25 protein-coding genes and 1 pseudogene are annotated in these 25,703 nt (G+C 63.6%); 16 read left to right on the top strand and 10 right to left on the bottom strand.

The window, feature by feature from the left end; translation table 11 throughout:
- The first annotated feature begins 26 nt into the window (after positions 1-26).
- The 3 genes from ACW5W7_RS02995 (at position 27) to cdd (ending at position 2,192) form a co-directional block, all read left to right on the top strand.
- Positions 27-386, top strand: coding sequence for a CidA/LrgA family protein (locus tag ACW5W7_RS02995; RefSeq protein WP_349921988.1), 360 nt, complete (start codon positions 27-29; stop codon positions 384-386).
- Positions 383-1,069, top strand: a complete 687-nt coding sequence (locus tag ACW5W7_RS02990; protein ID WP_456500724.1) for an LrgB family protein — start codon at positions 383-385, stop codon at positions 1,067-1,069. The genes ACW5W7_RS02995 and ACW5W7_RS02990 overlap by 4 nt, the downstream gene beginning before the upstream one ends.
- A gap of 241 nt (positions 1,070-1,310) precedes the next feature.
- A complete protein-coding gene (gene cdd, locus ACW5W7_RS02985; RefSeq protein ID WP_456500723.1) occupies positions 1,311-2,192 on the top strand; it encodes a cytidine deaminase in 882 nt (293 codons plus the stop codon).
- Positions 2,193-2,319: 127 nt separating this feature from the next.
- Here the strand turns inward: cdd and ACW5W7_RS02980 are convergent, their stop codons facing one another.
- The 3 genes from ACW5W7_RS02980 to ACW5W7_RS02970 all read right to left on the bottom strand — a co-directional run bounded on the left by ACW5W7_RS02980 (position 2,320) and on the right by ACW5W7_RS02970 (position 5,583).
- On the bottom strand, positions 2,320-3,984 hold the full coding sequence (locus ACW5W7_RS02980) for an AMP-binding protein (protein WP_456500722.1): 1,665 nt from the start codon (positions 3,982-3,984) through the stop codon (positions 2,320-2,322).
- 99 nt (positions 3,985-4,083) lie between these two features.
- Entirely contained in the window at positions 4,084-4,362 is a 279-nt protein-coding gene (locus ACW5W7_RS02975; protein ID WP_349921984.1) for a YfcL family protein, read from the bottom strand.
- Positions 4,363-4,470: 108 nt separating this feature from the next.
- Positions 4,471-5,583, bottom strand: a complete 1,113-nt coding sequence (locus ACW5W7_RS02970) for an ATP-NAD kinase family protein (RefSeq protein ID WP_456500721.1) — start codon at positions 5,581-5,583, stop codon at positions 4,471-4,473.
- A gap of 116 nt (positions 5,584-5,699) precedes the next feature.
- Between ACW5W7_RS02970 and ACW5W7_RS02965 the strand changes: the two genes are divergently transcribed.
- Complete coding sequence (locus ACW5W7_RS02965) at positions 5,700-6,422, top strand: TerC family protein (RefSeq protein ID WP_434476185.1); 723 nt, start codon at positions 5,700-5,702, stop codon at positions 6,420-6,422.
- Between the two features lie 117 nt (positions 6,423-6,539).
- On the opposite strand, the gene aroG is transcribed toward ACW5W7_RS02965, so the two are convergent.
- The 5 genes from aroG to ACW5W7_RS02940 form a co-directional block, all read right to left on the bottom strand.
- Positions 6,540-7,595, bottom strand: coding sequence for a 3-deoxy-7-phosphoheptulonate synthase AroG (aroG, locus tag ACW5W7_RS02960; RefSeq protein WP_456500720.1), 1,056 nt, complete (start codon positions 7,593-7,595; stop codon positions 6,540-6,542).
- 200 nt (positions 7,596-7,795) lie between these two features.
- Positions 7,796-9,079 (bottom strand): 3-phosphoshikimate 1-carboxyvinyltransferase, encoded by a 1,284-nt coding sequence (aroA, locus tag ACW5W7_RS02955; RefSeq protein WP_456500719.1) that lies wholly within the window; start codon positions 9,077-9,079, stop codon positions 7,796-7,798.
- Between the two features lie 170 nt (positions 9,080-9,249).
- Positions 9,250-10,338: a 3-phosphoserine/phosphohydroxythreonine transaminase gene (serC, locus tag ACW5W7_RS02950; protein ID WP_456500718.1), complete on the bottom strand. Its 1,089-nt coding sequence runs from the start codon at positions 10,336-10,338 to the stop codon at positions 9,250-9,252.
- Positions 10,339-10,574: 236 nt separating this feature from the next.
- Positions 10,575-11,504: an electron transfer flavoprotein subunit alpha/FixB family protein gene (locus tag ACW5W7_RS02945; RefSeq protein WP_349921978.1), complete on the bottom strand. Its 930-nt coding sequence runs from the start codon at positions 11,502-11,504 to the stop codon at positions 10,575-10,577.
- Positions 11,501-12,253 carry an electron transfer flavoprotein subunit beta/FixA family protein gene (locus ACW5W7_RS02940; protein WP_456500717.1) on the bottom strand — a complete coding sequence of 251 codons (753 nt, stop codon included), beginning with the start codon at positions 12,251-12,253 and terminating at the stop codon, positions 11,501-11,503. Before ACW5W7_RS02940 ends, ACW5W7_RS02945 begins: the two co-directional genes overlap by 4 nt.
- Before the next feature lie 125 nt (positions 12,254-12,378).
- On the opposite strand from ACW5W7_RS02940, the gene ACW5W7_RS02935 reads away from it, so the two are divergent.
- The 6 genes and pseudogenes from ACW5W7_RS02935 (at position 12,379) to ACW5W7_RS02910 (ending at position 16,313) form a co-directional block, all read left to right on the top strand.
- Positions 12,379-14,037: an electron transfer flavoprotein-ubiquinone oxidoreductase gene (locus ACW5W7_RS02935; protein ID WP_456500716.1), complete on the top strand. Its 1,659-nt coding sequence runs from the start codon at positions 12,379-12,381 to the stop codon at positions 14,035-14,037.
- Positions 14,038-14,049: 12 nt separating this feature from the next.
- Positions 14,050-14,145 (top strand): 4Fe-4S dicluster domain-containing protein, encoded by a 96-nt coding sequence (locus ACW5W7_RS02930; RefSeq protein ID WP_434667546.1) that lies wholly within the window; start codon positions 14,050-14,052, stop codon positions 14,143-14,145.
- An 18-nt stretch (positions 14,146-14,163) separates the two neighbouring features.
- Positions 14,164-14,253 (top strand): annotated as a pseudogene (locus ACW5W7_RS02925) (4Fe-4S dicluster domain-containing protein); the annotation flags it as partial.
- 6 nt (positions 14,254-14,259) lie between these two features.
- Entirely contained in the window at positions 14,260-14,361 is a 102-nt protein-coding gene (locus ACW5W7_RS02920) for a 4Fe-4S dicluster domain-containing protein (protein WP_456500715.1), read from the top strand.
- 389 nt (positions 14,362-14,750) lie between these two features.
- Complete coding sequence (gene corA / locus ACW5W7_RS02915) at positions 14,751-15,698, top strand: magnesium/cobalt transporter CorA (RefSeq protein WP_349921974.1); 948 nt, start codon at positions 14,751-14,753, stop codon at positions 15,696-15,698.
- Positions 15,699-15,842: 144 nt separating this feature from the next.
- Complete coding sequence (locus ACW5W7_RS02910) at positions 15,843-16,313, top strand: DUF2919 domain-containing protein (RefSeq protein WP_349922438.1); 471 nt, start codon at positions 15,843-15,845, stop codon at positions 16,311-16,313.
- Between the two features lie 56 nt (positions 16,314-16,369).
- Here ACW5W7_RS02910 and ACW5W7_RS02905 read toward each other — a convergent pair whose 3' ends face one another.
- Positions 16,370-17,089 (bottom strand): hypothetical protein, encoded by a 720-nt coding sequence (locus tag ACW5W7_RS02905; protein WP_456500714.1) that lies wholly within the window; start codon positions 17,087-17,089, stop codon positions 16,370-16,372.
- 291 nt (positions 17,090-17,380) lie between these two features.
- Here ACW5W7_RS02905 and ACW5W7_RS02900 point away from each other — a divergent pair, with 291 nt between their 5' ends.
- From ACW5W7_RS02900 to ACW5W7_RS02880, 5 genes are all read left to right on the top strand, one after another.
- Positions 17,381-18,619, top strand: coding sequence for an MFS transporter (locus tag ACW5W7_RS02900; protein WP_456500713.1), 1,239 nt, complete (start codon positions 17,381-17,383; stop codon positions 18,617-18,619).
- Between the two features lie 58 nt (positions 18,620-18,677).
- On the top strand, positions 18,678-20,651 hold the full coding sequence (locus ACW5W7_RS02895) for a siderophore amonabactin TonB-dependent receptor (RefSeq protein ID WP_349921971.1): 1,974 nt from the start codon (positions 18,678-18,680) through the stop codon (positions 20,649-20,651).
- A 76-nt stretch (positions 20,652-20,727) separates the two neighbouring features.
- On the top strand, positions 20,728-21,744 hold the full coding sequence (locus ACW5W7_RS02890) for an amonabactin ABC transporter permease subunit 2 (protein ID WP_349921970.1): 1,017 nt from the start codon (positions 20,728-20,730) through the stop codon (positions 21,742-21,744).
- Positions 21,745-21,755: 11 nt separating this feature from the next.
- On the top strand, positions 21,756-22,820 hold the full coding sequence (locus tag ACW5W7_RS02885; RefSeq protein WP_456500712.1) for an amonabactin ABC transporter permease subunit 1: 1,065 nt from the start codon (positions 21,756-21,758) through the stop codon (positions 22,818-22,820).
- Between the two features lie 43 nt (positions 22,821-22,863).
- Entirely contained in the window at positions 22,864-23,691 is an 828-nt protein-coding gene (locus tag ACW5W7_RS02880) for an amonabactin ABC transporter ATP-binding protein (RefSeq protein WP_456500711.1), read from the top strand.
- Between the two features lie 77 nt (positions 23,692-23,768).
- On the opposite strand, the gene ACW5W7_RS02875 is transcribed toward ACW5W7_RS02880, so the two are convergent.
- The gene (locus ACW5W7_RS02875) at positions 23,769-24,506 is read right to left on the bottom strand and encodes a 4'-phosphopantetheinyl transferase family protein (protein WP_456500710.1); all 738 of its coding nucleotides are present in this window, start codon (positions 24,504-24,506) and stop codon (positions 23,769-23,771) included.
- A 194-nt stretch (positions 24,507-24,700) separates the two neighbouring features.
- On the opposite strand from ACW5W7_RS02875, the gene ACW5W7_RS02870 reads away from it, so the two are divergent.
- Positions 24,701-25,639: an iron-siderophore ABC transporter substrate-binding protein gene (locus tag ACW5W7_RS02870; protein WP_349921966.1), complete on the top strand. Its 939-nt coding sequence runs from the start codon at positions 24,701-24,703 to the stop codon at positions 25,637-25,639.
- Positions 25,640-25,703: the final 64 nt, after the last annotated feature.

Here is a 25,703-nt window from a genome sequence, read left to right as displayed (position 1 = left end):
CTCACAGTTGCCAAGATGAGGCCCCCGTGCTGCTTCAACGCGCCCTGCTCTACCTTCGTGATTTCATGGTCATCATCGCCTGCCTGCTGGCGGGCAAAGCCCTGGCGGCCCTGCTGCCCTTCGCCTTCCCCGGCAGCATCATCGGCATGCTGCTGCTGTTCGTGCTGCTCTCCCTGCAACTCGTCAAGCTGCACTGGGTGGAACAGGGGGCCGGTCTGCTGCTGCGCCACATGGGGGTTTTGTTCGTGCCGGTGGCGGTTGGCCTCGTGGCCTGGCTCGAGCCCCTGCGCCAATCCTTCGGCCTCATCATGCTCTGCGTGGTGCTCGGCATCGTGCTGATCCTCGCCACCGTCGGCCATCTCTACCAGAGGATGAACAAGCAATGATGTTCTGGTTTGCCATTCCCCTGACACTGGCGCTCTATTTCGCCACCCGGGCCCTCTATCGCCGTCTGCCCTGGCCCATCATCAACCCGGTGCTGATCCCGACCCTGGTGATCATCGCCATCCTGCTCATCTTCAACCTGCCGCTGGCGGAGTACCAGCACGGCACCTTCCCCATCACGGCCCTGCTCGAACCCGCCGTGGTGGCGCTGGCGCTGCCCCTCTATCAGCAGGCGCGCCAGATCCAGGCCAGACTCAAGCCCATACTCGTCTGCACCCTGGCATCCGTGCTGATCTCGGTCTGCACCACCTTAGGCATCGGCCACGCCATGGGGGCAGATCCGGCGCTGCTGGCCTCCCTGGCCACCAAGTCCATCACCACGCCGCTCGCCATGAGCGTCAGCCAGTCCCTCGGCGGCATTCCCGCCATCGCCGCCGCCGTGGTGGTGGTGGTCGGGATCCTGGGAGCCCTCATCGGCTACCCCCTGCTCAAGCTGATGCGGGTCACCGACCCCGAGGCGCAGGGGCTCGCCATGGGGGCCTGTGCCCACGCCATCGGCACCGCCACCTCCGCCGAAAAAGGAGTGACCCAGGGGGCCTTCTCGTCGCTCGCCATGGTGGTCTGCGGGGTGCTCACCGCCGCCGTTGCCCCCCTGCTGTTTGCCCTCTACCACTGGCTCACCTGAAGCACTCCACGATGGGAGGAGAGCGTCCCCTGCCCCTCCCATCGCCCGCTCCCTGACTCGTCACACCGCCCCGGTTAGCGCCATGACCTCGCCCGGGGTGGGAGCCGCCGCACAGATTGCGAAAGACAAACGTTTCCTTTAACATCCATCGTCCTTTGCCCACCAAGGCGTGAGCGCGCTCACACATTTCAGTGCGCTTGCTCCCTACAATGGCCCCCCAATTGGCCTTTGAGGACACAGTATGCATCCCCGTTTTGCCAAGCCATTCGACACCCTGCCCGCCCCGCTGCAAGCGGCGCTGCGCCCCATGCTGGACGACCAGTTCGCCGCCCGCTTCAGCCCCGAGCAAGTCGCCACCCTGAAAGCCGCCACCGGTCTTGAGGATCGCGCCCTGCGTCTGGCCCTGCTGCCGCTGGCCGCCGCCTGCTCGGTCGCCCCCATCTCCAAGTTCTTCGTGGGCGCCATCGCCTGCGGCCTGAGCGGCAGCTGGTATTTCGGCGCCAACATGGAGTTCGCGGGCCCGGGGCTGTTCCACTCGGTCCATGCGGAGCAGTCCGCCATCTCCAATGCCTGGCTCGGCGGCGAGACCGGGATCAGTGAGATCACCGTCAACTACACCCCCTGTGGTCACTGCCGCCAGTTCATGAACGAGCTGAGCACCGCCAAGACCCTGAAAGTCTCCCTGCCGGACGACTTGAGCGATCTGCAATCCTTCCTGCCCCACTCCTTCGGCCCGGCGGATCTCGATATCACCGACGCCCTGATGAGCCCGCAGGCCCACGACGAACTCAAGCTTGAAACCGACGATCCCCTGTGGCAAGCCGCCCTCGCGGCCGCCCGCCAGAGCTATGCCCCCTACAGTCAGGGCTATGCCGCGGTGGCGCTGCAATTTGCGGACGGCCGCATCTTCTGCGGGCGCTACGCGGAGAATGCCGCCTTCAATCCCAGCCTGCCGCCGATGCAGATGGCCTGCGCCCATGCGGTCCTGAACGGTGAGGATCTCGGCCAGGTGCGCCGTGCCGTGCTGCTGGAGAACGGCAACAGCCCGATCAGCCAGCGGGATGCCGCCCAGTCCACTCTCAAGGCGCTGGGACATGTCGAGCTGGAGTACCGGGCGGTCTGACAGGCCCGTTGAATGCAAGAAGGGGAGCCCATGGCTCCCCTTCTTCATTTAATTTTCAAATACGCTGCGGCTTGTCAGTGATTTTCCAAATGCCTGCCGGGCGTGGCAAGCCCGCCACAGCGGCCAGTCATGACTCCCAGACGATGGTCTCGGCCCCGGCCCAGCGTTCGCCGATGTCGGCGTACTTCTGCTCCAGCAGGTGGCGGCGGATCTTCATGGTGGGGGTCAGCACCCCGTTCTCGATGTTCCAGGGGCTCTTCACCACCAGGATGCCGCGGATCTTGGCGTGGGGCTCCAGCTGGGCGTTGACCCGGTTGCGGGCCGCCTCCAGCTGGGCATTGACGATGGAACGTTCCCCGCGCATGGCGCTCTCGGCGAGCTGCACCAGGGCGACCGGCTGCGGCATGCCATAACCGATGACGCAGAGCTGCTCGATGATGGGTTCCTGCCCCAGCATCCCCTCGATGGGCACCGGGGCCACGTACTTGCCCTTGGCGGTCTTGAACACATCCTTCATGCGCCCGGTGATGGTGAGGTAGCCCTCCTTGTCCAGCTTGCCCATGTCGCCGGTGTGCAGCCAGCCCTCCTCATCAATGGCCTCGCGGCTGTGCTCGGGATCCTTGTAGTAACCCAGCATCATGCCTTCGCAGCGGCAGAGGATCTCCCCCTCGTCGGAGATCTTGATGGTCACCCCGGGCCCGGCCTTGCCGACCGTGCCTATCTTGTCCGCCCGGAAGGGGAAATTGAGAGTGGAGAAAGCGTGGTTCTCGGTCATGCCCCAGGCCTCGGTGATCTCGAGACCGATGCTGTGATACCACTCGAGCAGCGCCGGCGCCACCGGCGCCGAACCGCAGCCCAGCACCCGCGCCTGATCCAGCCCCAACCCCTTTTGCAGCTTGCCCTTGATAAGACCTGAAATCAGAGGGATCTTGAGCAGCAGCTCGAGCTTCTTCTGGGGCAGCTTCTCGTGGATCTTGATGCGGAACATGGCCCACAGCCGCGGCACCGAGATGAAGACGGTGGGACGGCAGCGTTTGACGTCGTCGATGAAGGTGTCGAGGGACTCGGGGAAGGCGATGGTGGCCCCGCTGAACAGGCTGCCACCGTAGATGTAGACCCGCTCGGTGATGTGGGCGAGCGGCAGGTAGGAGAAGCCGCGATCGGCATCGGTCAGCGCCACCGCCTCCACCAGCTTCTCGCAGGACCAGGCATAGCGCTCCACGCTCAGCATGGCCCCCTTGGGCTTGCCGGTGCTGCCAGAGGTGTAGACCAGGCTCAGCAGGGCATCCGGCGCCTGCATCGGGCTGTCAGCAATGGGCTCGTGGGCCTTGAGCAGTGCGTCCCACTGATGGGGGGCCGGCATGGTGTCGTAGGGGAAGGCAATGCGCAGCAAGTCCGCCGGCACCCCCGCCTCCTGGCTCTTCCAGTCATCGAGCTTGCCGACGAAGATCGCTTTGGCCTCGCTGTGGCGCAGCACGTATTCAATGGTATCGACGTTGGCGGTCGGATAGATGGGCACGCTGACATAGTGCCCCATCTGCATCGCCAGGTCGGCGATGAACCACTGTGCACAGTTCTTGGAGAGCAGGGCCACCTTGTCGCCGGGCTCGAGGCCCAGCTCACGCAGTGCCGTGACCATGCGCCGCGCCTGATCCGCCACTTCACCCCAGGTGAAGTCGACGTATTCGCGGTGAATGGTTTGACGAAGGTAGACCCGATCAGGCGTCTGCCGCTCCCAGTGATAGAGCATCTCGAGCGGCAGTTTGTTGGCAATGCGTGAGGAGGAAGCCATGGTTTATTCCCTGAAACAAAAGGCAAGACTCATTATTAACCTTTTGATAACAATCAGGGAAGCAGAAAACTCAAACTTGTGTTTGAACTGCGAATGGGATCAAGCTTCTACCTGTTGTTGCAGCCGTTTCCACATATCCTGCACCAGCTCCTCGTCCTGCTCGGAGAGCTCTCCCTGCAGGATGGCTTCGTTCAGGCTACGCAACACATAGCTCTTCACGTCCCGCACCAGAGTCTTGCCCTCCAGCTCGGCCCGGGCGACGGCGAGGGAGATATGACCGCGCAGGTAGCCACCCGCAAACAGCTCGTCTTCGCTGGCCGTGGCGACCATGGCGTCGATCAGTCCCAACAACTTGTGTTCAAAATCGTGAATCGTCATTTAACGCAGCCTCATTTCCGGGGTTGCCGGCAAAATAATTCGGGGAGTGGAACTGCGATCCGGTTGATCGCGGCTCTCTGGCGCCAGGCCAGCCGCATCCTTGATGTCCTATTCCGGGTTGGCCACCGGGTAGATGACCTGATCCTTGTATCCGGTGGTTATGCGCAGATAACCACTTAACGACCGGTTCAGTGCCGGGTCATCGGTATCCACCAGCAGCGGACGGCCATCGAGTGCCGCCAGCTTGGCTTTGGTAGCGAGCACCTGGATGTGCTCGCGTCCGACGGTCCGGATCACCTCTGGACTCAGTTGCTGATTTCCGCGCCCGAACAGATGTCCCTGGCCACCGATCAGGGTGATGATCAGGCGGCAGCGACGGCCACGGATCCGGGTCAGGATCTCGGTGGCGGACAGATCCTGCCCGATAAGCCGGCCATTTTCCACCAGATCCACACCGAGCAGGGTATTTTCCAGACCCAGCTCCCCCATGCAGGCAGCCACCGTGCTGCCGGAGCCCATCAGATAGAGGGTGTCGGGCTCCATCTCCTCCACCACACCGGCGGCGAGATCGGCGAGCACCAGTGCCTCGGACTCCCGCCCGCCCTGCTTGGTGGCCTGCACGTAGCGCAGATCCCCGGGCACCTGCATCTGGCCATAGTGGCGAGCCCGCACCTTGCCGGCCCTGAACGCCTCCTCGTCGATGTCCACCACCTCGGCGTCGATGAGGCTCAGCAGTTCCCCGGCGATCATCCTGGCGACCACCCGGCCGCTGGCGGCGGGGGTGACCCCATAGACCCCGGAGTGGATCTTGCACCCCGCCGGGATGCCGAGCACATGGCAGGACTCCCCCACCGCGGCGCAGATGTCCCGGGCGGTACCGTCGCCACCGGCGAACAGCAGCAGATCCACCCCGGCATCACGCAGCAGGGCGGCTGCGATACGGGTGTCGGCGGCGCTGCTCGGGGAGGCTGGCTGATGCACGATGGTATGGGGCAGTTGCAGCGACGCGGCCAGCTCGCCCCCCATCTCCCCCCCGACCGTCAACAGTTCGAAAGGTTGGCTCAGGCCACACAGGGGCAGCAGAGCCTGACGAGCCCGCTCCTGGGCTTTTGGGACTGCACCCCGCGCCAGCGCCTCGGCCACCACGCCGTCACTGCCCTTGAGCCCCACGGCCCCGCCAATGCCGGCGACCGGGTTGATAATAAGCCCTAAACGAAACATGTTTTTCTCCCTCTGGACGCCGCCATTTTATCTGTTCGGCGCGCTGGGACAAGTCAGGTCCGCCTGTTAGAATGCGCTGTTTCAATCGTCAACCACTGTTCAACCAAGGTTCAATCATGCTGGAATGGATTGCTGACCCCTCAGCCTGGGTCGCGCTCGCCACCCTGACCCTGCTCGAGATAGTGCTGGGTATCGACAACATCATCTTCATCTCCATCCTCGTGGGCCGCCTGCCGGAAGCCCAGCGCCAACGTGCCCGGATCCTGGGCCTCGGCCTCGCCATGGGGACCCGCATCCTGCTGCTGCTCTCCCTCGCCTGGGTGATGCGCCTCACCGAACCGCTCTTCTCCGTGCTGGGCGAAGCCATCTCGGGCCGGGATCTCATCTTGCTGATCGGGGGCCTGTTCCTCATTGCCAAGAGTACCCACGAGATCCACCACAGCCTGGAAGGGGCCGCCGACGAACAGAGCACGGTGAGCAAGGCGGCGGGCTTCATGTCCACCCTGGTGCAAATAGCCATCCTGGATATCATCTTCAGCCTTGACTCGGTCATCACAGCCGTCGGCATGGCGGATCACGTGCCCGTCATGGTGCTGGCCATCATCATCGCGGTCGGCGTCATGATGTTCGCCGCCAAGGCCATCGGTGACTTCGTCGATACCCACCCCACCATCAAGATGCTGGCCCTCTCCTTCCTGATCCTGGTCGGGGTCGCCCTGATGGCAGAAGGGCTGGATCTGCACATTCCCAAGGGCTACATCTACTTCGCCATGGCCTTCTCGCTGGTAGTGGAGATGATCAACATCCGCCTGCGGGATCACATGGCGCGCAGCAAATAAGCACGCCCAGCACCCTGGTCCCATGAGCGGCCCCATGAAAAACGCGCGACCCAGGGTCGCGCTTTTTGTTGCCAGTGGTGTGCTCGCCCGGGCGCTATCGGCCTGACCGCATCTCCCTCAGCCTGCGTTGCGGGTGGCCACCGCATCGGCCAGGTTGCGCAGCAACAGCTCGGTGTCATCCCAGCTGATGCAGGCATCCGTGATGCTCTGGCCGAAGGTAAGCTCGCAGCCCTCCACCAGATCCTGGCGTCCTTCCACCAGATGGCTCTCCACCATGACCCCGAACACCGCCTGGCTGCCACCGCGCAGCTGGTCAGCCACGTCCTCGGCTACCCGCATCTGGTTCTTGAACTGCTTGCTGCTGTTGGCGTGACTAAAGTCGATCATCACCTTCTGCGGCAGACCGGCCTTGTCCAGACCCTTCACCACCTCGCTCACATGAGCGGCGCTGTAGTTCGGCTCGCGGCCGCCGCGCAGGATGATGTGGCAATCCGGGTTGCCTGCGGTGGAGACGATGGCGGAGTGGCCGAACTTGGTCACCGACAGGAAGTGGTGCGGGGCGCTGGCGGCACCGATAGCGTCGATGGCCACCTTGATGGTGCCGTCGGTACCGTTCTTGAAGCCCACCGGGCAGGAGAGGCCGGAGGCCAGCTCACGGTGCACCTGGGATTCGGTGGTACGGGCGCCGATGGCCCCCCAGCTCATCAGATCCGCCATGTACTGCGGGGTGATCATGTCGAGGAATTCGGAGGCGGTGGGCAGCCCCATGTCGTTGAGATCCAGCAGCAGCTTGCGGCCGATGCGCAGGCCGTCGTTGATCTGGCAGCTGTTGTCGAGGTAAGGGTCGTTGATGAGCCCCTTCCAGCCCACGGTGGTGCGCGGCTTCTCAAAGTAGACCCGCATCACGATTTCCAGCTCGCCCTTGAGCTCGTCACGCAACACCTTGAGGCGCTTGCCATATTCCAGTGCGGCGACCGGATCATGGATGGAGCAGGGGCCGATCACCACCAGCAGGCGTTGATCTTCACCGGCCAGGATCTGATGAATGGCCTGGCGGGATTCAAACACGGTCTGTGAGGCGTTCTCGGTCGCCGGAAATTTCTCGAGCACCGCAACCGGGGGCAATAACTCTTTGATTTCTTTGATTCTAATGTCGTCGGTTTGATGCTGCATGACCATACTTCCTGCTAAATGACTGCGATTGAGTGATCCCAATCTATTCCTCTATCTAAAGGGTGTAAATAGAAAATTACATACCTCAACAAAGTATTTTTGCGGCTGACCTTGCAAGTTGTTGCAATGCTGCTAATAGCATGCGGGAAAGCAAGAGGCCCGCACGGTGGCGAGCCTCTTGGATGACAACGAGCATGAGATCAGACGGCCTGGCTGATCCCCGCCAGCTTGTCGAAGTAATCCGGGAAGGTCTTGGAGGTACAACCCGGATCATTGATGGTCACCGCCGTATCGGACAGGGCCACCAGGGAGAAGCACATGGCGATGCGGTGATCGTTGTAGGTGTCGATGGCCGCATGCTTGAGGCTGGCAGGCGGAGTGACGGTGATGAAGTCATGCCCCTCCTCCACTTCCACACCCAGTTTGCGCAGCTCGGTGGCCATGGCGTGCAGACGATCCGTCTCCTTCACCCGCCAGTTGTAGATATTGCGAATGGAGGTGGGCCCCTCGGCAAACAGCGCCGTGGTCGCTATGGTCATGGCCGCATCGGGGATCTGGTTCATGTCCATGTCGATGCCGTGCAGGGGAGCCTGCTCCGCCTCGATGAAGTCGTCGCCCCAGGTGATGCGAGCCCCCATCTTCTCCAGCACGTCGGCGAAGTGGATATCGCCCTGGATGCTGTGCTTGCCGATGCCGGTCACCCGTACCTTGCCCTTGATGGCGCCCGCCGCGAGGAAGTAGGAGGCGCTGGAGGCATCTCCCTCCACCAGGAAGTCACCCGGGCTGACATAGCTCTGGTTGCCCTTGATGTAGAACAGCTTGTAGTCGTCGTGCTCGATGACCACCCCGAACTGCTTCATGATGTGCAGGGTGATGTCGATGTAGGGCTTGGAGACCAGCTCCCCCTTGATGTGGATGCGGGTATCGCCGGCTGCCATGGGGGCCGCCATCAGGAAGGCCGTCAGGAACTGGCTGGAGACGGAGCCGTCGATGTGCACGTCGCCGCCCCAGAGCCCCTTGGCATCCACCACCAGGGGCGGATAACCATCTTTCTTCAGGTACTGGATATGGGCACCCGCTTCACGCAGGGCATCCACCAGGTGACCGATGGGGCGCTCCTCCATGCGAGGCTCCCCCCCCAGCATGTATTCACCGGAACCCAGGCACAGGGCGGCGCAGAGCGGGCGCATGGCGGTGCCGGCGTTGCCGAGGAAGAGGTTGACCGGATCCTTGACCGCGAAGCTGCGGCCGAGGCCATGTACCGTGCATTCGGTCTTGTCGGCAGACAGCTTGTACTTGACCCCGAGCTGGGTCAGGGCCGCCAGCATGTGACGGATGTCATCGCTGTCGAGCAGGTTGGTCAACCGGGTGGTGCCGCGGGCCAGGGCCGCCAGCAACAGGGCACGGTTAGAGACACTTTTGGAGCCAGGCAGATTGACGACACCGGCCACGCGAGAGATGGGTTCCAGACGCAACGAATTCATAGACTTCCTGTACGACCTCAAATAAATCACCTGACCGGACGTTAACAGCCTCGCCCCTGTGCGGCAATACCGCGCTTGGCACAAATACGGGGCTGGGGGCACAAAGGTCAGGATCCTCTGCAAAAACAGACGCCGGGGAGTCCCCGGCGCCTCACGATGGGGAAAACGCCTCAACCGTGGCGCTTGGCAAAACCGTCCATAAAGCTCACCAGGGCCTTGACCCCTTCCAGCGGCATGGCGTTGTAGAGGCTGGCACGCATGCCACCGACGATGCGGTGCCCCTTGAGCGCCAGCAGGCCGGCGGCCTCCGACTCGGCCAGGAACAGCTTGTCCAGCGCCTCGTTCTTGAGCTGGAACGGCACGTTCATGCGGGAGCGGCAGGCCGCATCCACCTTGTTGCCATAGAAGCTGGAGTCATCGAGATAGCCGTAGAGGAAATCGGCCTTCTCCTTGTTGCGCGCCTCCATGGCCGCCAGACCGCCCTGCTCTTTGAGCCACTCGAACACCAGACCCGCCAGGTACCAGGCGTAGGTCGGCGGCGTGTTGAACATGGAATCGTTCTTGGCGGTGAGCTGATAGTCGAAGATGGAAGGCACGTCGGCGCGCGCCTGGTTCAGCAGATCGTCGCGCACGATGGCGATGGCGAGCCCTGATGGCCCTATGTTCTTCTGTGCACCGGCATAGATGACACCGAAACGACTGACATCGAGGGGACGGGAGAGGATGGTGGAGGAGAGATCCGCCACCAGGGGCACAGATCCTGTGGCCGGGATGTCGAACATCTCGATGCCATCGATGGTTTCGTTCGGGCAGTAATGCACATAGGCCGCATCGGCACGGAACGCCGGGGTCGGCAGCAGGTGACTGATCCCTTCTGCGTTCTTGGCGACCCCCTCGACGGTCTGGATGTCGCCGAACTTGCGGGCCTCGTCCACCGCACTCGCGGCCCAGACCCCGGTCAGCAGATAGTCGGCTTTTTTATTCGCGCCGCCCAGCAGGTTCATGGGCACGGCGGAGAACTGGCCACGGCCACCGCCGTGCATGAACAGCACCTTGTAGTTGTCCGGCACCGCCAGCAGGTCGCGCAGATCGGCCTCGGCCTTCTCGGCGACCGCCATATAGGGCTTGCCGCGATGGGAAAGCTCCATGACCGAGGCTCCCAGCCCCTGGAAGTTACAAAATTCGCGCTGGGCGCGCTCCATGACTTCGACCGGCAACATGGCGGGGCCGGCGCAGAAGTTGTAAATCGGTTTGCTCATGACGCTTTCCGTGAATGGCTGAGTGTGAATGACGACTCGAACGGTTTTACACGAGAGGCCCCGGTGGGGGCAAAGGCTTTTTGGGATCTGGCGCACCCTTTTTGGGCAGGCATGCCTACCCTTGGCAGCAGAAAAGCCCTGAACGGGTCAGGGCTTGCAGAGAACATGCAGATAAATGGCCGACTGCTGGCATAAACGCGCAGTCATGCCCCTTTTGACAGCATCATGTCAGCGCATCACAGCTTGGCGGTGAGCTCCGGCAACAAAGTGAAGAGATCCCCCACCAGACCGTAATCCGCCACCTGGAAGATGGGGGCCTCCGCATCCTTGTTGATGGCGACGATCACCTTGGACTCCTTCATCCCCGCCAGGTGCTGGATGGCCCCCGAGATGCCGACCGCAATATAGAGCTCGGGCGCCACTATCTTGCCGGTCTGACCCACCTGCAGATCGTTGGCGACAAAACCCGCGTCCACCGCCGCCCGGGAGGCACCGACCGCCGCCCCCAGCTTGTCTGCCAGCGCCTCGATGAGGGCGAACTGCGCTTTCGAACCCAGTGCCCTGCCCCCTGAGACCACCACCCGCGCCGCGCCGAGCTCGGGACGTGCGGATCGTACCGCCCGCCGCTCGATAAGGCGGGTCCTGCAGCGGATCTCGGGCACGGGCACTGACGAAATGGTGGCCACACTGGTGCCCTGCCCTGCCCCGTCAAAGGCGCTCGCCCGGATGCTGAGCACCTTGATGGCCGCCGAGCTTGTCACCCTGGCGATGGCGTTGCCCGCATAGATGGGACGCAGGAAGGTATCGGCGGACTCGATGGCCGTTACCTCGGAGATCATCTCCACCCCGAGCCTGGCCGCCACCCGCGGCAGCAGATCCTTGCCCTGGCTGCTCGCCGCCATCAGGCAGTGTTGATAATCCCGCGCCAGCGGAGCCAGCAGGGCGTCCACCCCGTCATTGAGCCCCTCCGCCAGCATGGGGTGTTCGGCCAGCAGCACCCTGTCCACCCCCTGCAAGCGGGCGGCCTGCTCCCCCGCCTCGGTCAATCCCTGACCCAGCAGCAGCAGGTGCACCTCGCCGCCGAGTGGCCCGGCCGCCGCCACTACGCGGGCGACGCTGTCGGCCAACTGGCCCTGATGATGTTCGGCAATGATGAGTACGCTCATGGCAGCACCTTGGCTTCGTTCTTGAGTTTGCTTAGCAGCTCGTCCACCGAGCCGACCCGCACTCCTGCACTGCGCACCGGGGGGGCCATCACCCCGAGTACACGGATCTCGCTTTGGGTATCCAGACCCAGAGCCGCCAGGGGCTGGCTCTCCAGGGGCTTGCGCTTGGCCTTCATGATGTTGGGGAGCGAGGCAAAGCGCGGTTCGTTGAGCCGCAGATCCACTGTCACCACGGCGGGCAGGCCCATGCCGAGGGTTTCGAGCCCGCCGTCAATCTCCCGGGTCACCTGCAGCTCTCCCTCAACCAGCTTGAGGGCGGAGGCGAAGGTGGCCAGGGGCCAGTCGTTGAGGGCGGCGAGCATCTGGCCCACCTGATTGTTGTCAGAATCAATGGATTGCTTGCCAAGCAGCACCAGATCCGGTTGCTCCTGCTCGCACAATTTTTGCAATGCCTGCGCCACCGTGAGGGGGCTCAGGGTCTCGTCGGTCACGTAGTGAAGCGCCCGATCCGCCCCCAGAGCCAGGGCGTGGCGCAGTTGCTCGGCCGCGGCCTCGGGCCCGAAGGTGACCACTATCAGTTCGCTCGCCACTCCGGTTTCGCGCAGCCTCACCCCCTCTTCCACCGCGATTTCACAGAAGGGGTTGATGCCCATCTTCACATTGGCGAGCTCCACATCGGAGCCATCCTGCTTGACCCGGATCTTGGCGTTGAAGTCAACGACCCGTTTGACAGCGACCAGCAGCTTCATGTCGGTCTTCCTCGTACCGGTTGAGTGAGTCCATTGCGCCCACTTGCGCGTTAGTGCTTACAAAATGGTTTACGTTTACGTAAACTACCATCACTACCCTAGGCCAAGTCGAGCACAGAGGCAAGATGGAACGCGAAGCAATGGAATTTGATGTCGTCATCGTCGGTGGCGGCCCGGCGGGCCTCAGCGCCGCCATCGCCCTCAAGCAGCAAAGCCCGGCGCTGTCGGTCTGCCTGCTGGAGAAGGGAGCCGAAGTGGGAGCCCATCTGCTCTCCGGCGCCCTGTTCGATCCCGTCGCGCTCAGGGAGCTGCTGCCTGACAGCTGGCAGGAGGCTCCCCTCGGGTTGGCGGTGAGCGACGATCAGGTGCACCTCCTGCAAAACGGAAGCCGCGCCCTGTCACTACCCCACTGGGCGGTGCCACCGCGCATGCACAACGACGGCTGTCACATCATCAGCCTCGGCAACCTCTGCCGCTGGCTGGGCAAGCAGGCCGAAGCCCTCGGGGTCGAGATCTACCCCGGCTTCACCGCCAGCGAGCTCATTCTGGAAGAGGGCAAGGTCAGAGGGGTGATCACCGGCGATCTCGGGCTGGACAGAGACGGCAATCCCAAGGCGGATCACGTGCCCGGCATGGCGCTTCATGGTCGCTACACCCTGTTCGCGGAGGGGGCGCGCGGTCATCTCGGCAAGCAACTCATCAAGGAATTCAACCTGGAAAACGGCGCCCAGCCGCAGCACTACGCCATCGGCTTCAAGGAGTTGTGGCAGGTTCCCGCCAACCAGTCCCATCCCGGCCGGGTGCTGCACGGCAGCGGCTGGCCCCTCACCGAGGACGGGGGCAACAAGAGCCAGGGGGGCTTCTACCTCTATTACTTGGCGGACAACCTGGTGGCGGTGGGTCTCATCGTCGATCTCAACTACCAGAATCCCTGGCTCAGCCCGTTCGACGAGTTCCAGCGCCTCAAGCACCATCCCCTCATTGCCCAGACCCTGACGGGAGGCGAGCGCATCAGCTACGGTGCCCGCGCCATCACCAAGGGAGGCTGGCACTCCCTGCCCCGCATGCACTTTCCCGGCGGCCTGCTCATCGGCTGTGATGCCGGTACCCTGGATTTTTCCCGCATCAAGGGCATCCACACCGCCATGAAGTCCGGCATGCTGGCGGCTGACATTGTCGCCATGCGTCTGCGTGGGGGGGATGAAGGAGGGCGGGATCTGGCCGAGTTCGGCGATGCCCTGCAGCAGAGCTGGCTGGCAAGCGAGCTGAAGACGGCCCGCAATTTCGGTGCCGCCCTGCACCGCTGGGGCCCCTGGTTGGGCGGGGCCTTCAACTGGCTGGAGCAGCGGCTCTGGGGCAAGGGCTCCCCCGTGACGCTATTGGACAAGGAGCCGGACTATCGCCAGCTGCGCCTGGCCAGCCGCTGCCAAGCCATCCCCTACCCCAAACCGGACGGCAGACTCAGCTTTGACAAGCTCTCCTCCGTCTATCTCGCCAACACCAGCCATGACGAAGATCAGCCCTGCCATCTCAAGTTGCAGGACGCGAGCATACCGGTGAGCGTCAACCTGCCCACCTGGGCCGAACCCGCCCAGCGCTATTGTCCCGCCGGGGTCTTTGAGATCATTGAGGCCGAGCCCCAGGGGACACAGAACCAACCCAGATTGCAGATCAACGCAGCCAACTGCATCCACTGCAAGACCTGCGACATCAAGGATCCCAGCCAGAATATCCTCTGGACACCGCCGCAAGGTGGCTCGGGGCCCAACTACCCTAATATGTGATGGGAGTTGACGATGCACAGGATCTGCGACATCAAGGATACTCAGTCCCAGCATATCCTCTGGACACCGCCACAAGGTGGCTCGGGGCCCAATTACCCCAATATGTGATGGGAGTTGACGATACACAGGAGCTGCGACATCAAGGATGCTCAGCCCCAGCACATCCTCTGGACACCGCCGCAAGGTGGCTCGGGGCCCAACTACCCCAATATGTGATGGGAGTTGACGATACACAGGATCTGCGACATCAAGGATCCTCAGTCCCAGCATATCCTCTGGACACCGCCGCAAGGCGGCTCGGGGCCCAATTACCCCAATATGTGATGGGGGGAGTGACACATAGGATGCTCAGCCCGTCACAGTCCGGGCTTGGCCATAAAGGGGCATGGGGCGGATCCGTGAGGGATCAACAGGATGATAAAAGGCGACATCGTCACCTTTTATCATCCTCTTCTGCCCTCGGCCGAGGGGGCCGGAAAACGATGGCGCCAGGGCGGGATCCGCTGCTCCGACCTCGCCGTTTTTTTGAGCAAACAGGCTGAACCCCTGATGAATAGGCCCTGACAAGCGCGGCGCACCCCTGTATAGTTCGCGGCATTCAGGTTGTCCATCGGCCCCGTCATGCTTTCCCATGGATCGCGCTCCGAACGATCCAAGGCCGTATGAACCTGTGCAACCATCCCTGATAACCCATGACTTCTTAAGGGGGACAGATGATCACCGCCTACATCCTCAACAACAAGGTGCTGGACATCGTCACGCTCGGGCCGGACGACATCGTTCCCGACAACACCGTCTGGCTGGATGCCTACAAGCCGGACACGGCGGAGCGAGAATGGTTGACGGGCCTGTTCCTGGAAGAAGTGCCGGACAAGGAAGAGCTGGATGACATCGAGGCATCCGCCCGCTTCTACTGGGATACCGACGGCCTGCACATTCACTCCCTGTTTCCCCAGCGGATCGGCCGCGACACCAAGGGTGTCCACGTCTCCTTCACCCTGCGCCAGAACCTGCTGATCAGCATCCGCGAGGATGACATCGGCCTGGTGCGTCTGCTGCGCCATTACATGCGCCAGGACCGGCTGGAGGTGGAAGATGCGTTGGACATTCTGCTGGAAGTGCAGAATCTGAAGGTGGAATATCTCTCAGATCTCATCGAAGATGGTTACAAGACACTGGAAAACACCGCAGACCAGATTTTTGAACCGGACCAGATCAATCCCATGCTCAAGGAGCTGATGGCCCAGGAAGAGGCCAACGGCCAGATCCGTCTCTCCCTGCACGATACCCGCCGCGCCCTGCGATTCCTCAAACGCAGCCTGCGCCAGCGCATGACCGGCGAGCAGAACAAGTGGATCGACGAGATGCTCCATGACGTGGAGTCCCTGCTGCCCCACACCCAGTTCCTGTTCGACAAGATCAACTTCCAGCTGGAGGCCTCCATGGGCGTAACCAATCTGGAGCAGAACAAGGTGATCAAGATCTTCTCGGTAGCCGCGGTGATCTTCCTGCCACCGACCCTGATCGCCAGCATCTACGGCATGAACTTCGGCCGGATGCCGGAGCTCGCCTGGGAATATGGCTATCCGCTCTCGCTGGTGCTGATGGTGATGTCGTCACTCGGCACCGGCCTCTTCTTCAAACGCAAGGGCTGGCTCTGACCTGCCGGGTGGCCGCAAGCTTGAAACAGATCGGGGAGCCAAGGCTCCCCGATTAATTCCAGCCATCTTCCCGCCTTGTAAAGGCCCGGCCCCTGCCCCATATCCTCAGGTATCACTCACCCGATGCGGAGCAGACCGGGCCCCATGACCCTCTACCCCGAACACCGATATGACGATCACGGCCAGCTGCGCCCCCCGCTCTGGTTCTGGCCCATCGCCCTGCTGCTGACCCGCTCGGTCTGGCTGTTTCTGATGGCCGGGGTCACCCGCGAGAGCGGCAGCGCCATCTTGACCCTGTTCTATCCGGACCGGCTCAGCCTCTATCTCGGCCTCTTGAGCGATCTGCCCGCCATGCTGGCCCTGCTCGCCTACGGCGGTACCCATCAGCAGACGCAGAGCATCCGCGCCTGGCTCAGGCGCCACAGCCGCGGCCTGCTGCTCTGCTCCACCCTGAGCGGCCTGGCGCTGCAACTGCACAGCCTCAATCTGCAGAAGTGGTCCTTCAGCTGGCCGACGGCCCTGGTGCTCATCGGCAGCCTGTGGGCACTCTGGTACCTGCTCAGGAGTCGTCAGCTGCGCGAATATGCGGTGGATCAGCCTCACGCCGGGAGTTGATCAACGCCATTCAATCTGCGTGATCAAGCAGGTCGAGAGGGGATGCGCCGGGCCGCTTATTGACGGCTGACCCGGATCTGCAGCGTCTGGCGCTCGCCGCCGCTGGCCGTGCTTATCCCCGACGGATTGGCGATTGCCTCCCCCTGGCTCCCCTGTGTGGTGGCAAGCTCTCCTACCGTCAACCACTCGCCGGGGGCACCGCTCACCTCGGTGGCGCTCTGCCCAGTCTTGATGTCACCCCGCTCCAGCCTCGCCTGCTCGCTGCTAAGGGCGATCTGCACCCGCTCCCCCACCAGGGTAGCGGTGGCGTAGAGGCCGTTCACCAGCGGCACCATGCCCACCACTCGCCCACCCCGCCAGCGATAGAAGGTGACCGGTTGATAGGATCCCATCTGCAGCAACACGGGGCGCCCGGAGAGGCCCCGCACCTGCCAGCTGTCACTCTGAGTGCGCTGGTACTGTTCTGCCCCTCCCTCCAGCAACCATTGCCGCCTGGCGTTGTCATTGCCGATCCCCACCCCCAGCTGCTGACTGCTCGAAGCGCCCTCCACCCGCCATTCGATGAGCAGGCTCTGGGGCGGCTGGTTGAGCTTGGTCAGCAGGGTCTCGGCCTCCTGCAACTGGGCGGGCGTGCCGCTTAGCACCAGCTGGTTGCCCATGGCGCTCACCCCGAGCTCCGGGTAGATCTCTCTGAGCGTCTGCACCATGGCCTCGGCCTCGAACACGGGCACCACCTTGACCTCGGCCCGCAGGGGCAGGGCCCAGAGCCAGCACATACAGATTATCCAGCAGCCACCTCTCATCACCCTCTCCCCCACTTTTCTCGCCCTCATGAGTGCATCATCGATCATGGACGGCCAATTGCAACGAGTCCGTGGCAAGCGGCCACCCGGGTTCGCGTGTCATGGCCAAAAGGGCTTCATTCGCATGCTTTTTGAACCCCTGAGTACGGCGCAAAAAAGTGACTCATTGAGGGACTAATCAATACAAATAAAAATGGTTATCATTTGTTGTCACAACAAGATCGCTCGGATACAATTCGGACTCATTTTTTCGAGCAGCCTCTGATGAAGCCAGATCCTGTCGTCTCCCGTACCCCTGCCACCATCCATCTGGCCATGTTGATCAACATGCTCTCCATGGGCAGCATGATGATGGTGATGCCACTTGGGCCCGATCTGGTCACCAGCCTCGGCATGCAATCGGAGCAGACCGGCTACTTCAGCGGCGGCGCCACCCTGGGGGCTGCGCTCATGGGGATCCTGGCCGCCCCCTGGCTCGATCGCTTCAATCGCAAACCCGCCTTGATCCTGTTGCTGACCCTGCGCTTCCTGTTGCTGATGGCCTGCGCCCTGGTGCAAGACAGCCAGCAGTTGCTGCTGCTGTTCATCCTGTCGGGCTGCGTGGCCGGCCCCCTCGCCGCCATCCTGATGGCCGCCGTGCTGGATCTGGTCCCCCCGGCGGAGCGCGGACGCCGTCTCGCCTACGTGGGCATGGCGTTTTCGCTGGCCGCCATCCTGGTCGTGCCCGCCGCCCTGACCCTGGCCCAGTGGCTTGGCTGGCAGAGCCCCTTCCTGCTGTTTGGTGCCTGTGGCCTGCTGCTGGCCCTGGTGAGCAGCCGTCTGCTGCCCTCCCTGCCGGTCAGCCCTGCTCCCCATGGCAAGGGACTGCGACAGTTGCTCGCCTCCCCCCTCTGTCAGGGAGCCCTCGTCATCCTCTGTTTGCAGATGTTCGGCCACTTCCTGCTGATCCCGCACTTCGCCAACTATTTCCAGTTCAATCTGGGCTTCCCACGCCAGCAGATCGCCGCCCTTTATTTGTGTGGCGGCCTCGCCAGCATGGCCACCATGCGCCTGTGCGGTGGCTGGATCGATCAAGGGCGTGCCCAGGGCGCCATCCTGCTCACCAGCCTGCTGCTGGCCCTGGTCACCCTGCTCGGCTTCGCCCTGCCGGCGGGCTTGCCCATCTATCTGCTGTTCACCCTCTTCATGGCGCTCAGTTCGGCTCGCGCCAGCACCACGCTGGCCATCACGGCGGCCATTCCGGCTCCCCATCAGCGCGCCACCTTCATGTCATTCCAGGGCACGGTCACCAATGTGGCGGCCGGCCTTGGCAGCTTGCTCTCCGCCAGTTACCTGGTATCGGACGAGCAAGGCGCCCTGCACGGCTTCGCCGAGCTGGCCTGGTTCAATATTGCCTGCGGCCTGTTGGCCTGCGCCGGCGTCTGGTTCCTCATCAGGGGGCTGGAGCGGATAAAGAATAACAATAACCCCGCGTCTGGCATCGCCAGACAAGGAAGTCAGTGAGCAGTCGGACCAGAAGAGTCCGACCCAAATAACCTCTGTTTTTCATGGAGCTTTAACAATGCAGTTGCAGCACGGCGTATTTAAATTAAACCCCATCCTGCTCTCCCTCGGGCTGATGGCCCTGCCGGGTCTGGCCCAGGCCGAGACGGTCAAGGCCAACGAGACCGTGGTCGTCACCGCGACCCAGACCAAGCACACCGAGTTCACCGCCCCGGCGAGCGTCTCCGTGGTGACCCGCGCAGACATCGACAAGATGAACGTGAACAACATCGGCGATGCGCTCAAGCATGTGCCCGGCGTCAACATCATTGCCACCAACCCCACCGGTCGCAACGAGATCAAGATCCGTGGCATGGGCGGTGACTACACCCTGCTGCTGATCAACGGCAAGCGCGTCAACGCCCGCGAAACCCTGGGCAGCGCCTATGGCAACGACTTCGACCTGAGCTCCATCCCCATGGCGGCCATCGAGCGCATCGAAGTGATCCGCGGCCCCGTCTCCTCCCTGTACGGTGCCGATGCACTGGGGGGCGTGGTCAACGTGATCCTGCGCCAGGCCAAGGAGCAGACCGAAGCCGCCGTCAGCTACACCCACAGCATGCCGACCAAGGGGGATGGCGGTGACGCCAACCAGGGCAGCGCCTATGTTTCCGGTGCCCTCATCGACAACAAGCTGCTCGGCAACATCGTGGTCGAAGGCTACCAGCGGGATCGCTGGAAGAGCGATCAGAGCAACAACCCGGACGCCGACGCCCTGGAAAAACGGGAAGTGGTCAACGTGCTGACCGGCCTGAAATGGCTGGTGTCCGACAATCAGGACATCGACTTCGATCTGGGCTACAACCAGAACGACATGGACAGCTACTTCAACAACGTGCCGCGCGCCCCGACCGCACCGGCCACCCCCCACAACGTGCAGAACCTGGATCGCCTGAGCCTGGGCGTGACCCACAACGGCCGCTGGGAGCACTTCGACAGCCGTCTGCGCTACTACTTCGAGCAGACCGACCTGATGGACGACTCCCAGCTCAACGGTGGCGCCGCCGATGTGACCCAGACCAACAACACCGTCGACGGTCAGGTCAGCGGCTACCTCGGGGATCACCTGCTCACCTCGGGTGCCGAGTTCCGCAAGACCGAGCTGGAGCACAGCCGCAACATCACCAACGGCAGCGTGGATGCCTCCCAGAGCGCCGTCTACCTGCAGGACGAGTTCAGCTTCGGTGATCTGGCGCTGACCCTCTCCGGCCGTCTGGATCACCACGAGACCTATGGCAACGAGTTCAGCCCCCGTGCCTACGCCCTCTACACACTGACCGACGAGTGGGTGATCAAGGGCGGCGCCGGCAAGGCGTTCAAGGCCCCGACCCTGGCGCAATCCAGCGAAGGCTTCTCCACCACCGCCTGCCGCGGCGCCTGCCAGGTCATCGGCAACCCGGATCTGAAACCGGAAACCGCCGTCAGCTATGAGCTGGGTACCGCCTACGAGAGCGCTCGCTTCGGCGCTGGCGTGACCGGCTTCCACAACGACATCGAGGATCTGATCCAGAGCGATCAGTGGGGCCCGGGCTACCGTCCGAGCGTCATGACCTACCTCAACGTCAAGAAGGCGCGGGTCAAGGGTCTGGAGCTGACCGGCTGGGTTGACGTGCTGGACAACGTACAGCTGACCGGTAACTGGACCCTGCTGGACTCCGAAGACAAGAGCACCGGCGAGGATCTGGCCAAGACCCCGGATCACACCGGCAACATCGGCCTGGATTGGCAGGCGAGCGACGTGGTCAGCGCCAACCTGGCCTGGCAGTACGTGGGCAGCCAGATCATCAAGGTGCCGGCCCGCAACGCCCAGGCGTTCAAATCCGAGCACTACCAGACCCTGGACGTGAACACCAACTGGAAGGTCACGCCGGCCCTGGACTTCAAGCTCGGCATCACCAACCTCACCAACACCCAGCGTGATGAAGTGGCCACCGACGCCGACTTCATCCTGGAAGGTCGTACCGTCTACGCCGGGATCGATTACAAGCTGTAATCCCCCCCTGTGGGAGCTCCGGCAACGGGGCTCCCTTTTTGCGTTTCTACTGCTCTGACATGAAAGGAGTTTTTGCGTGCTCAGATACCAAACCCGGCTGTTCTGGCTCGGCGTACTGCTCCTCTTTCTGCTGATTTGTCTGTCACTGGCCACCGGGGCCGGTGTCTATGGTGGCCGTGAGGTCGCCGGTTTCCTCCTGGGCGACCCCGCCCTCGTGGCCGATGAAAAACTCGCCATGATAGTGCATACCTTGCGACTGCCCCGCACCCTGGCCGCCCTGGTGGTCGGTGTCTGCCTCGCGCTCGCCGCCTCCATGCTGCAAAGCGCCACCCGCAACCCCCTGGCCGAGCCCGGCCTGCTCGGGGTCAACGCCGGCGCCGTCTTCGCCCTGGTCATCGGGCTCACGTACTTCGGGGTCGAGTCCGCCTACGGTTACCTGCTCTGGTCCGGCCTCGGCGCCCTCATGGGCAACCTGGTCGTGCTCGGCCTTGGCCTCATGGTGGGCCGCTCCAACCCCCTCAAGCTCATCCTGGTCGGGGTCGCCCTCTCCGCCACCTTCGGCGGCCTCTCCAACTTCCTGCTGCTCTCCAACAAGGTGGTGCTGGAACAGTTCCGTTTCTGGAACTTAGGGTCCCTCGCCGCCTCCAGCCTCGATGCCGTGCTGACGGTGATGCCCTTCGCCTTCGCCGCCCTGCTGCTGACCCTGGCCCTGTGCCGTCAGCTCACCCTGATGCAGATGGGGGACAACCAGGCCCAGGCACTCGGGATCCGCACCACCCGGGTGCGCATCGGGGTATTGCTCGCCGCCACCCTGTTCACCGCCTGCGCCATCGCCATCGCCGGCCCCATCGGTTTCGTCGGCTTCCTCGCCGCCTATTGCGCTCGCCTGGTGGAGCCGGTACGCCTCGCCATCCAGGTGCGCTTCTCCGCCCTGTTCGGGGTGCTGTTCCTGCTCGCCGCCGATGTGCTGGCGCGCTGGCTGCTGCAGCCGTTCGAGCTGCCCAACGGCGTCATTCTGGCGCTGATCGGTGCCCCCGTGCTCATCATGGTGGTGCGCAGCGGGGGCTTTCGCTCCCTTCTGGCCGTGAAATAAGGATGCCTCTGATGTCTGACCCGTCGCCGATGTCCACGACCGCACTGCCCGCCGGCACCTTCTGTCTGCGTCTTGGCAGCCGTACCCTGCTGCTCGATCGCCGGGCCTGGTTGATCACCACGGGGCTTTTGCTGGCCCTCATCTTGTTATCCCTGCTGGCCCTGACCCTGGGCTCCGGCAAGCTCAGCATGCTGGGGGTGATCCAGACCCTGATGGGGGAAGGGAGCCGCCTGAGCGAGGTGACCGTGTTCAAGATCCGGTTGCCGCGCATCGTCGCCGTGCTGGTGGCGGGGGCCGCCATGGGCCTCTCCGGCTGCCTGGTACAGACCCTCATTCGCAACCGTCTCGCCACCCCGGACATGATAGGGGTCAACGAGGGGGCATCGCTCGCCATCATCATCTTCTCCCTCTACCTGACCCTCGGCAGCTGGCCCTGGTGGGCCGCGCCCCTCGGCGCCCTGTTCGCCGCCGCCGTGCTCTACGCCCTGTGCAACAAACCGGGGGAGCAGGGCTATCTGTTCGTGGTGATCGGCATCGGGGTCTCCGAGCTGATGAACGCCATCGGCCAGTTCGTCATGTCCACCCAGTCCCTGGTACACCTCACCAGCCTCTATCTGTGGAACATGGGCAACTTCGTCGGCCAGGGCTATGGCACCGTGCTGCCGGTGGCCATCATCATCCTGCTGATCTGCCCCTGGATTGTGTACCTCTCCCGCGCCTTGGGGGTGCTGCGCCTCGGTCCCGTCACCGCCCAGACCCTGGGGGTGAACGTCAACCGGGTGCAGCTCGGGGTGCTGGCCCAGGCCATCGTGGTGGCGGCGCTCGGCACCGCCATCGGTGGCCCCGTGGTGTTCATCGCCATGGCAGCCCCCATCCTCGCCTCCTGGCTCTCCCGGGACAGGGTGGTGCCGCTGTGGATAGCCGCCCTGTGCGGCGCCCTGCTGCTGCTCGCGAGCGACACCCTGGTGCGGGTGCTGGCCAGCCCCCACGAGGTGGCCACCGGCATCATGACCCGCATTCTCGGCGGCATCCTGCTGCTGTTCGTGCTCATCAAAGATCGGCAGAAGGCCGACTGATGCAGCCATTTATCCTGATCAATCAACGACAAGGGGCTCTTCGATGACGCTCTCCACGAACGGCCTCCACTTCGGCTACCAGCAAAAAGCCGTGTTCCAGGACGTCTCCTTCACCATTCCCAAGGGCAAGCTGGTGGGCATCGTCGGCCCGAACGGAGGCGGCAAATCCACCCTGCTCAAGTTGCTGGCAGGGCAGGAGCAGCCCCAGCGCGGGGAGATCCTGCTCAAGGGCAAGCCCCTTGGCAGTTACGGCATGAAGGCCCTGGCCCGGGAGCTCGCCTATCTTCCCCAGCGCCCCCTGGTGCCCGCCGGCATCCTGGTAGAGCAGCTGGTGCAATACGGCCGCCATCCCCACCAGGGCTGGTTCAATCAGTGGAGCGAGGAGGATGCGCGCATGGTGCGCTGGGCCTGCGAGCGGATGCAGCTGGAGTCCATCTGGCATCAGAGCGCCAGCTCCCTCTCCGGCGGCCAGGCCCAGCGGGTCTGGCTTGCCATGGTGTTGGCCCAGGATGCAGACATCATCTTGCTGGACGAGCCCACCAGCGCGCTGGACATCGGCCACCAGACCGAGGTGATGGAAGCCATCCACCAGATCACCGCGGAGGGCAAGACGGTGCTCATCGTCATTCACGATCTCGCCACCGCCGCCCGCTACTGCGACGAGCTGATCGCCCTTGGCAACGGCGGCATCCAGGCCATGGGACCGGCGCGGGAGGTGGTGACCAAGCCCCTCATCGATCGCCTCTACCACACCGATGTGGACATACTGCATGCCCCGGGCGATGGCGCCCCCGTCATCGTGCCGCGTCGGCACTCAGCAACCATGCCGCGCCGGCGCACAGAACCAGATGCCAGACAGGTGAATGAATAAAGCCCTGCCCTGCCAGAGATAAAAAAACCGCCATCACGGCGGTTTTTTTATCTCTCATTTCTGCTTTTTAATCCCCATCAAAGCGCCAGCAGGGTGAGCACTCCCCCCGGCAGCCGCTGCCAGTGCAGGGTGCAGTCCCAGCCGGCGGGCAGGTCCGGGGCAAGCGCCGTCTTCAGACTCAGACGCAGGGTTTGGGCCCCCATGGCCGACCAGCTGGCATCGAGGAAGTCAAAGTAGCGGCCCACCCTGGGGTAGAGCCCCTTGAACAGGCTCTCCTTGGCCGAGAACACCAGGGTCAGCCCCTCTGCCAGGGTCAACCCCGCGCTCGCCGCCCCCGCGGCCAGTCGTGCCCACTCCCCCTCATCGACGATGCCGGGCCAAAGCTGGCTGGCTTGCGCCTCTGACAACCAGGCCTCCAGATCCAGTCCGAGCCCGGCACCGGCCGGGCGCACCGCGCACAGGGCCACCCCTTCCCCGAGCAACTGACTGTGGCTGATGCTGCCCTCCATCCCCACGGGCCAACAGGGTGCCCTGTCCGGCCCGATGCTGACCTCCCTCCCTCTCAATCCGAAGGGCGCGAGGGCCTCACGGGCCGCCAGGCGGCCCGCCAGAAACTCCCCCTGCCGCTTGGCCACGGCGCGCGCAAGGGCTGCGGGCAGCAGCATCTCGTGGTCCGCGAAGCTAGCAGGCGTCAAGGCGGCGGGATCAAAGCTGATCCGATGGATGGGCAAGGCGGCCATCCCCGCCACGCTCAGCACATCGATGTGGCGGATAAAACCGGTCGCAGGCGCCGTGGCGGGGAGGGACGCGGGCATGGAAACCTCTCTCAATGGGGAGCCTGATGGTACCAAAGCTCCACGATGGATCGCCACAAATACAAATGACAACGTTTCTCACTTAAGACTGTGGTAGCATGTTCCCGCCCATTTGGGGCCAATTAAACCGGACGCATCGCCCCGACCCAGTGTCAACCCGAGCGCCCGCCGCATTCACCCATAAGGATGTAACCATGAAGATCTCCTCCCCCCTGGCCGCCGCCCTGATGCTGGCGAGCCTGGTCGGTTTCCAGGCCCAGGCCGGGACTCGCCAGGTCATCGATGCCAACGGCCAGTCCCAAACCGTCCCGGATGCTCCCGCGCGCGTCGTCGTGCTGGGTGAGCTCGATCTGGACGCCGCCCTGACCCTGGGTGTGCAGCCGGTCGGCACCGTCAATGGGCGCGGTCAGGCCACCCTGCCCCGCTATCTGCTGGACAAGGCGGGCAAGGAGATAAGCGTGGTGGGGGATCTGGACAACCCCAATCTGGAGAAGCTCATCGATCTGGAGCCGGATCTCATCCTGACCGCCCAGACCAAACCCGAGCTGCTGACCCTGCTCAACGAAATCGCCCCCACCGTCGTCACCGGCAACTGGGGTGAGCCCTGGAAGCAGGTGTTCCAGCGCACCGCCCTGGTGCTGAACAAGGAGGCCGAAGGCAAGGCCTTCCTGGCCCAGTACGACGCCCGTCTGCAGGAGGCCCGCAGCAAGCTTGCCAAGCATCAGGGTGAGCAGGTGAGCATAGTGCGCTGGAACCCCAAGGGACCGAGCTACATGCACGGCAGCACCTTCGCCAGCAGCGTGGTGCAGGAGATGGGCCTCGCTCGCCCACCGCACCAGGTCGGTGACAAGAGCCCCCACTCCCCGGCCCTGAGCCTCGAGTCCCTCAACCTGCTGGACGGTGACTGGCTGGTGATCGGCACCCTGAGCGCCAGCGGCGATGCGGTGGATGCCATGAAACAGGCCGAGCAGACCCCCGCCTTCCAGCAGCTCAGCGCCATCAAGGGCAAGCGCTTCGGCGCCGTGGACGGGTCCCTCTGGACCTCCACCGGCGGCCCCCAGGCGGCCCTTCGGGTGATAAGCGACGTGGAGCAGTTGATGAGCAAGCCGGACGCCGCCCCCATCACCCGCTGATACCGCCTCGCCCGGATCAACACGGATAAAAAAAGCCCGCATCATGCGGGCTTTTGTCTGGCTG

This window comes from Aeromonas intestinalis, assembly GCF_054052485.1.
The sequence above is the reverse complement of the archived record's forward strand: the minus strand, read 5'-3'. Positions and strand labels throughout refer to the sequence as shown.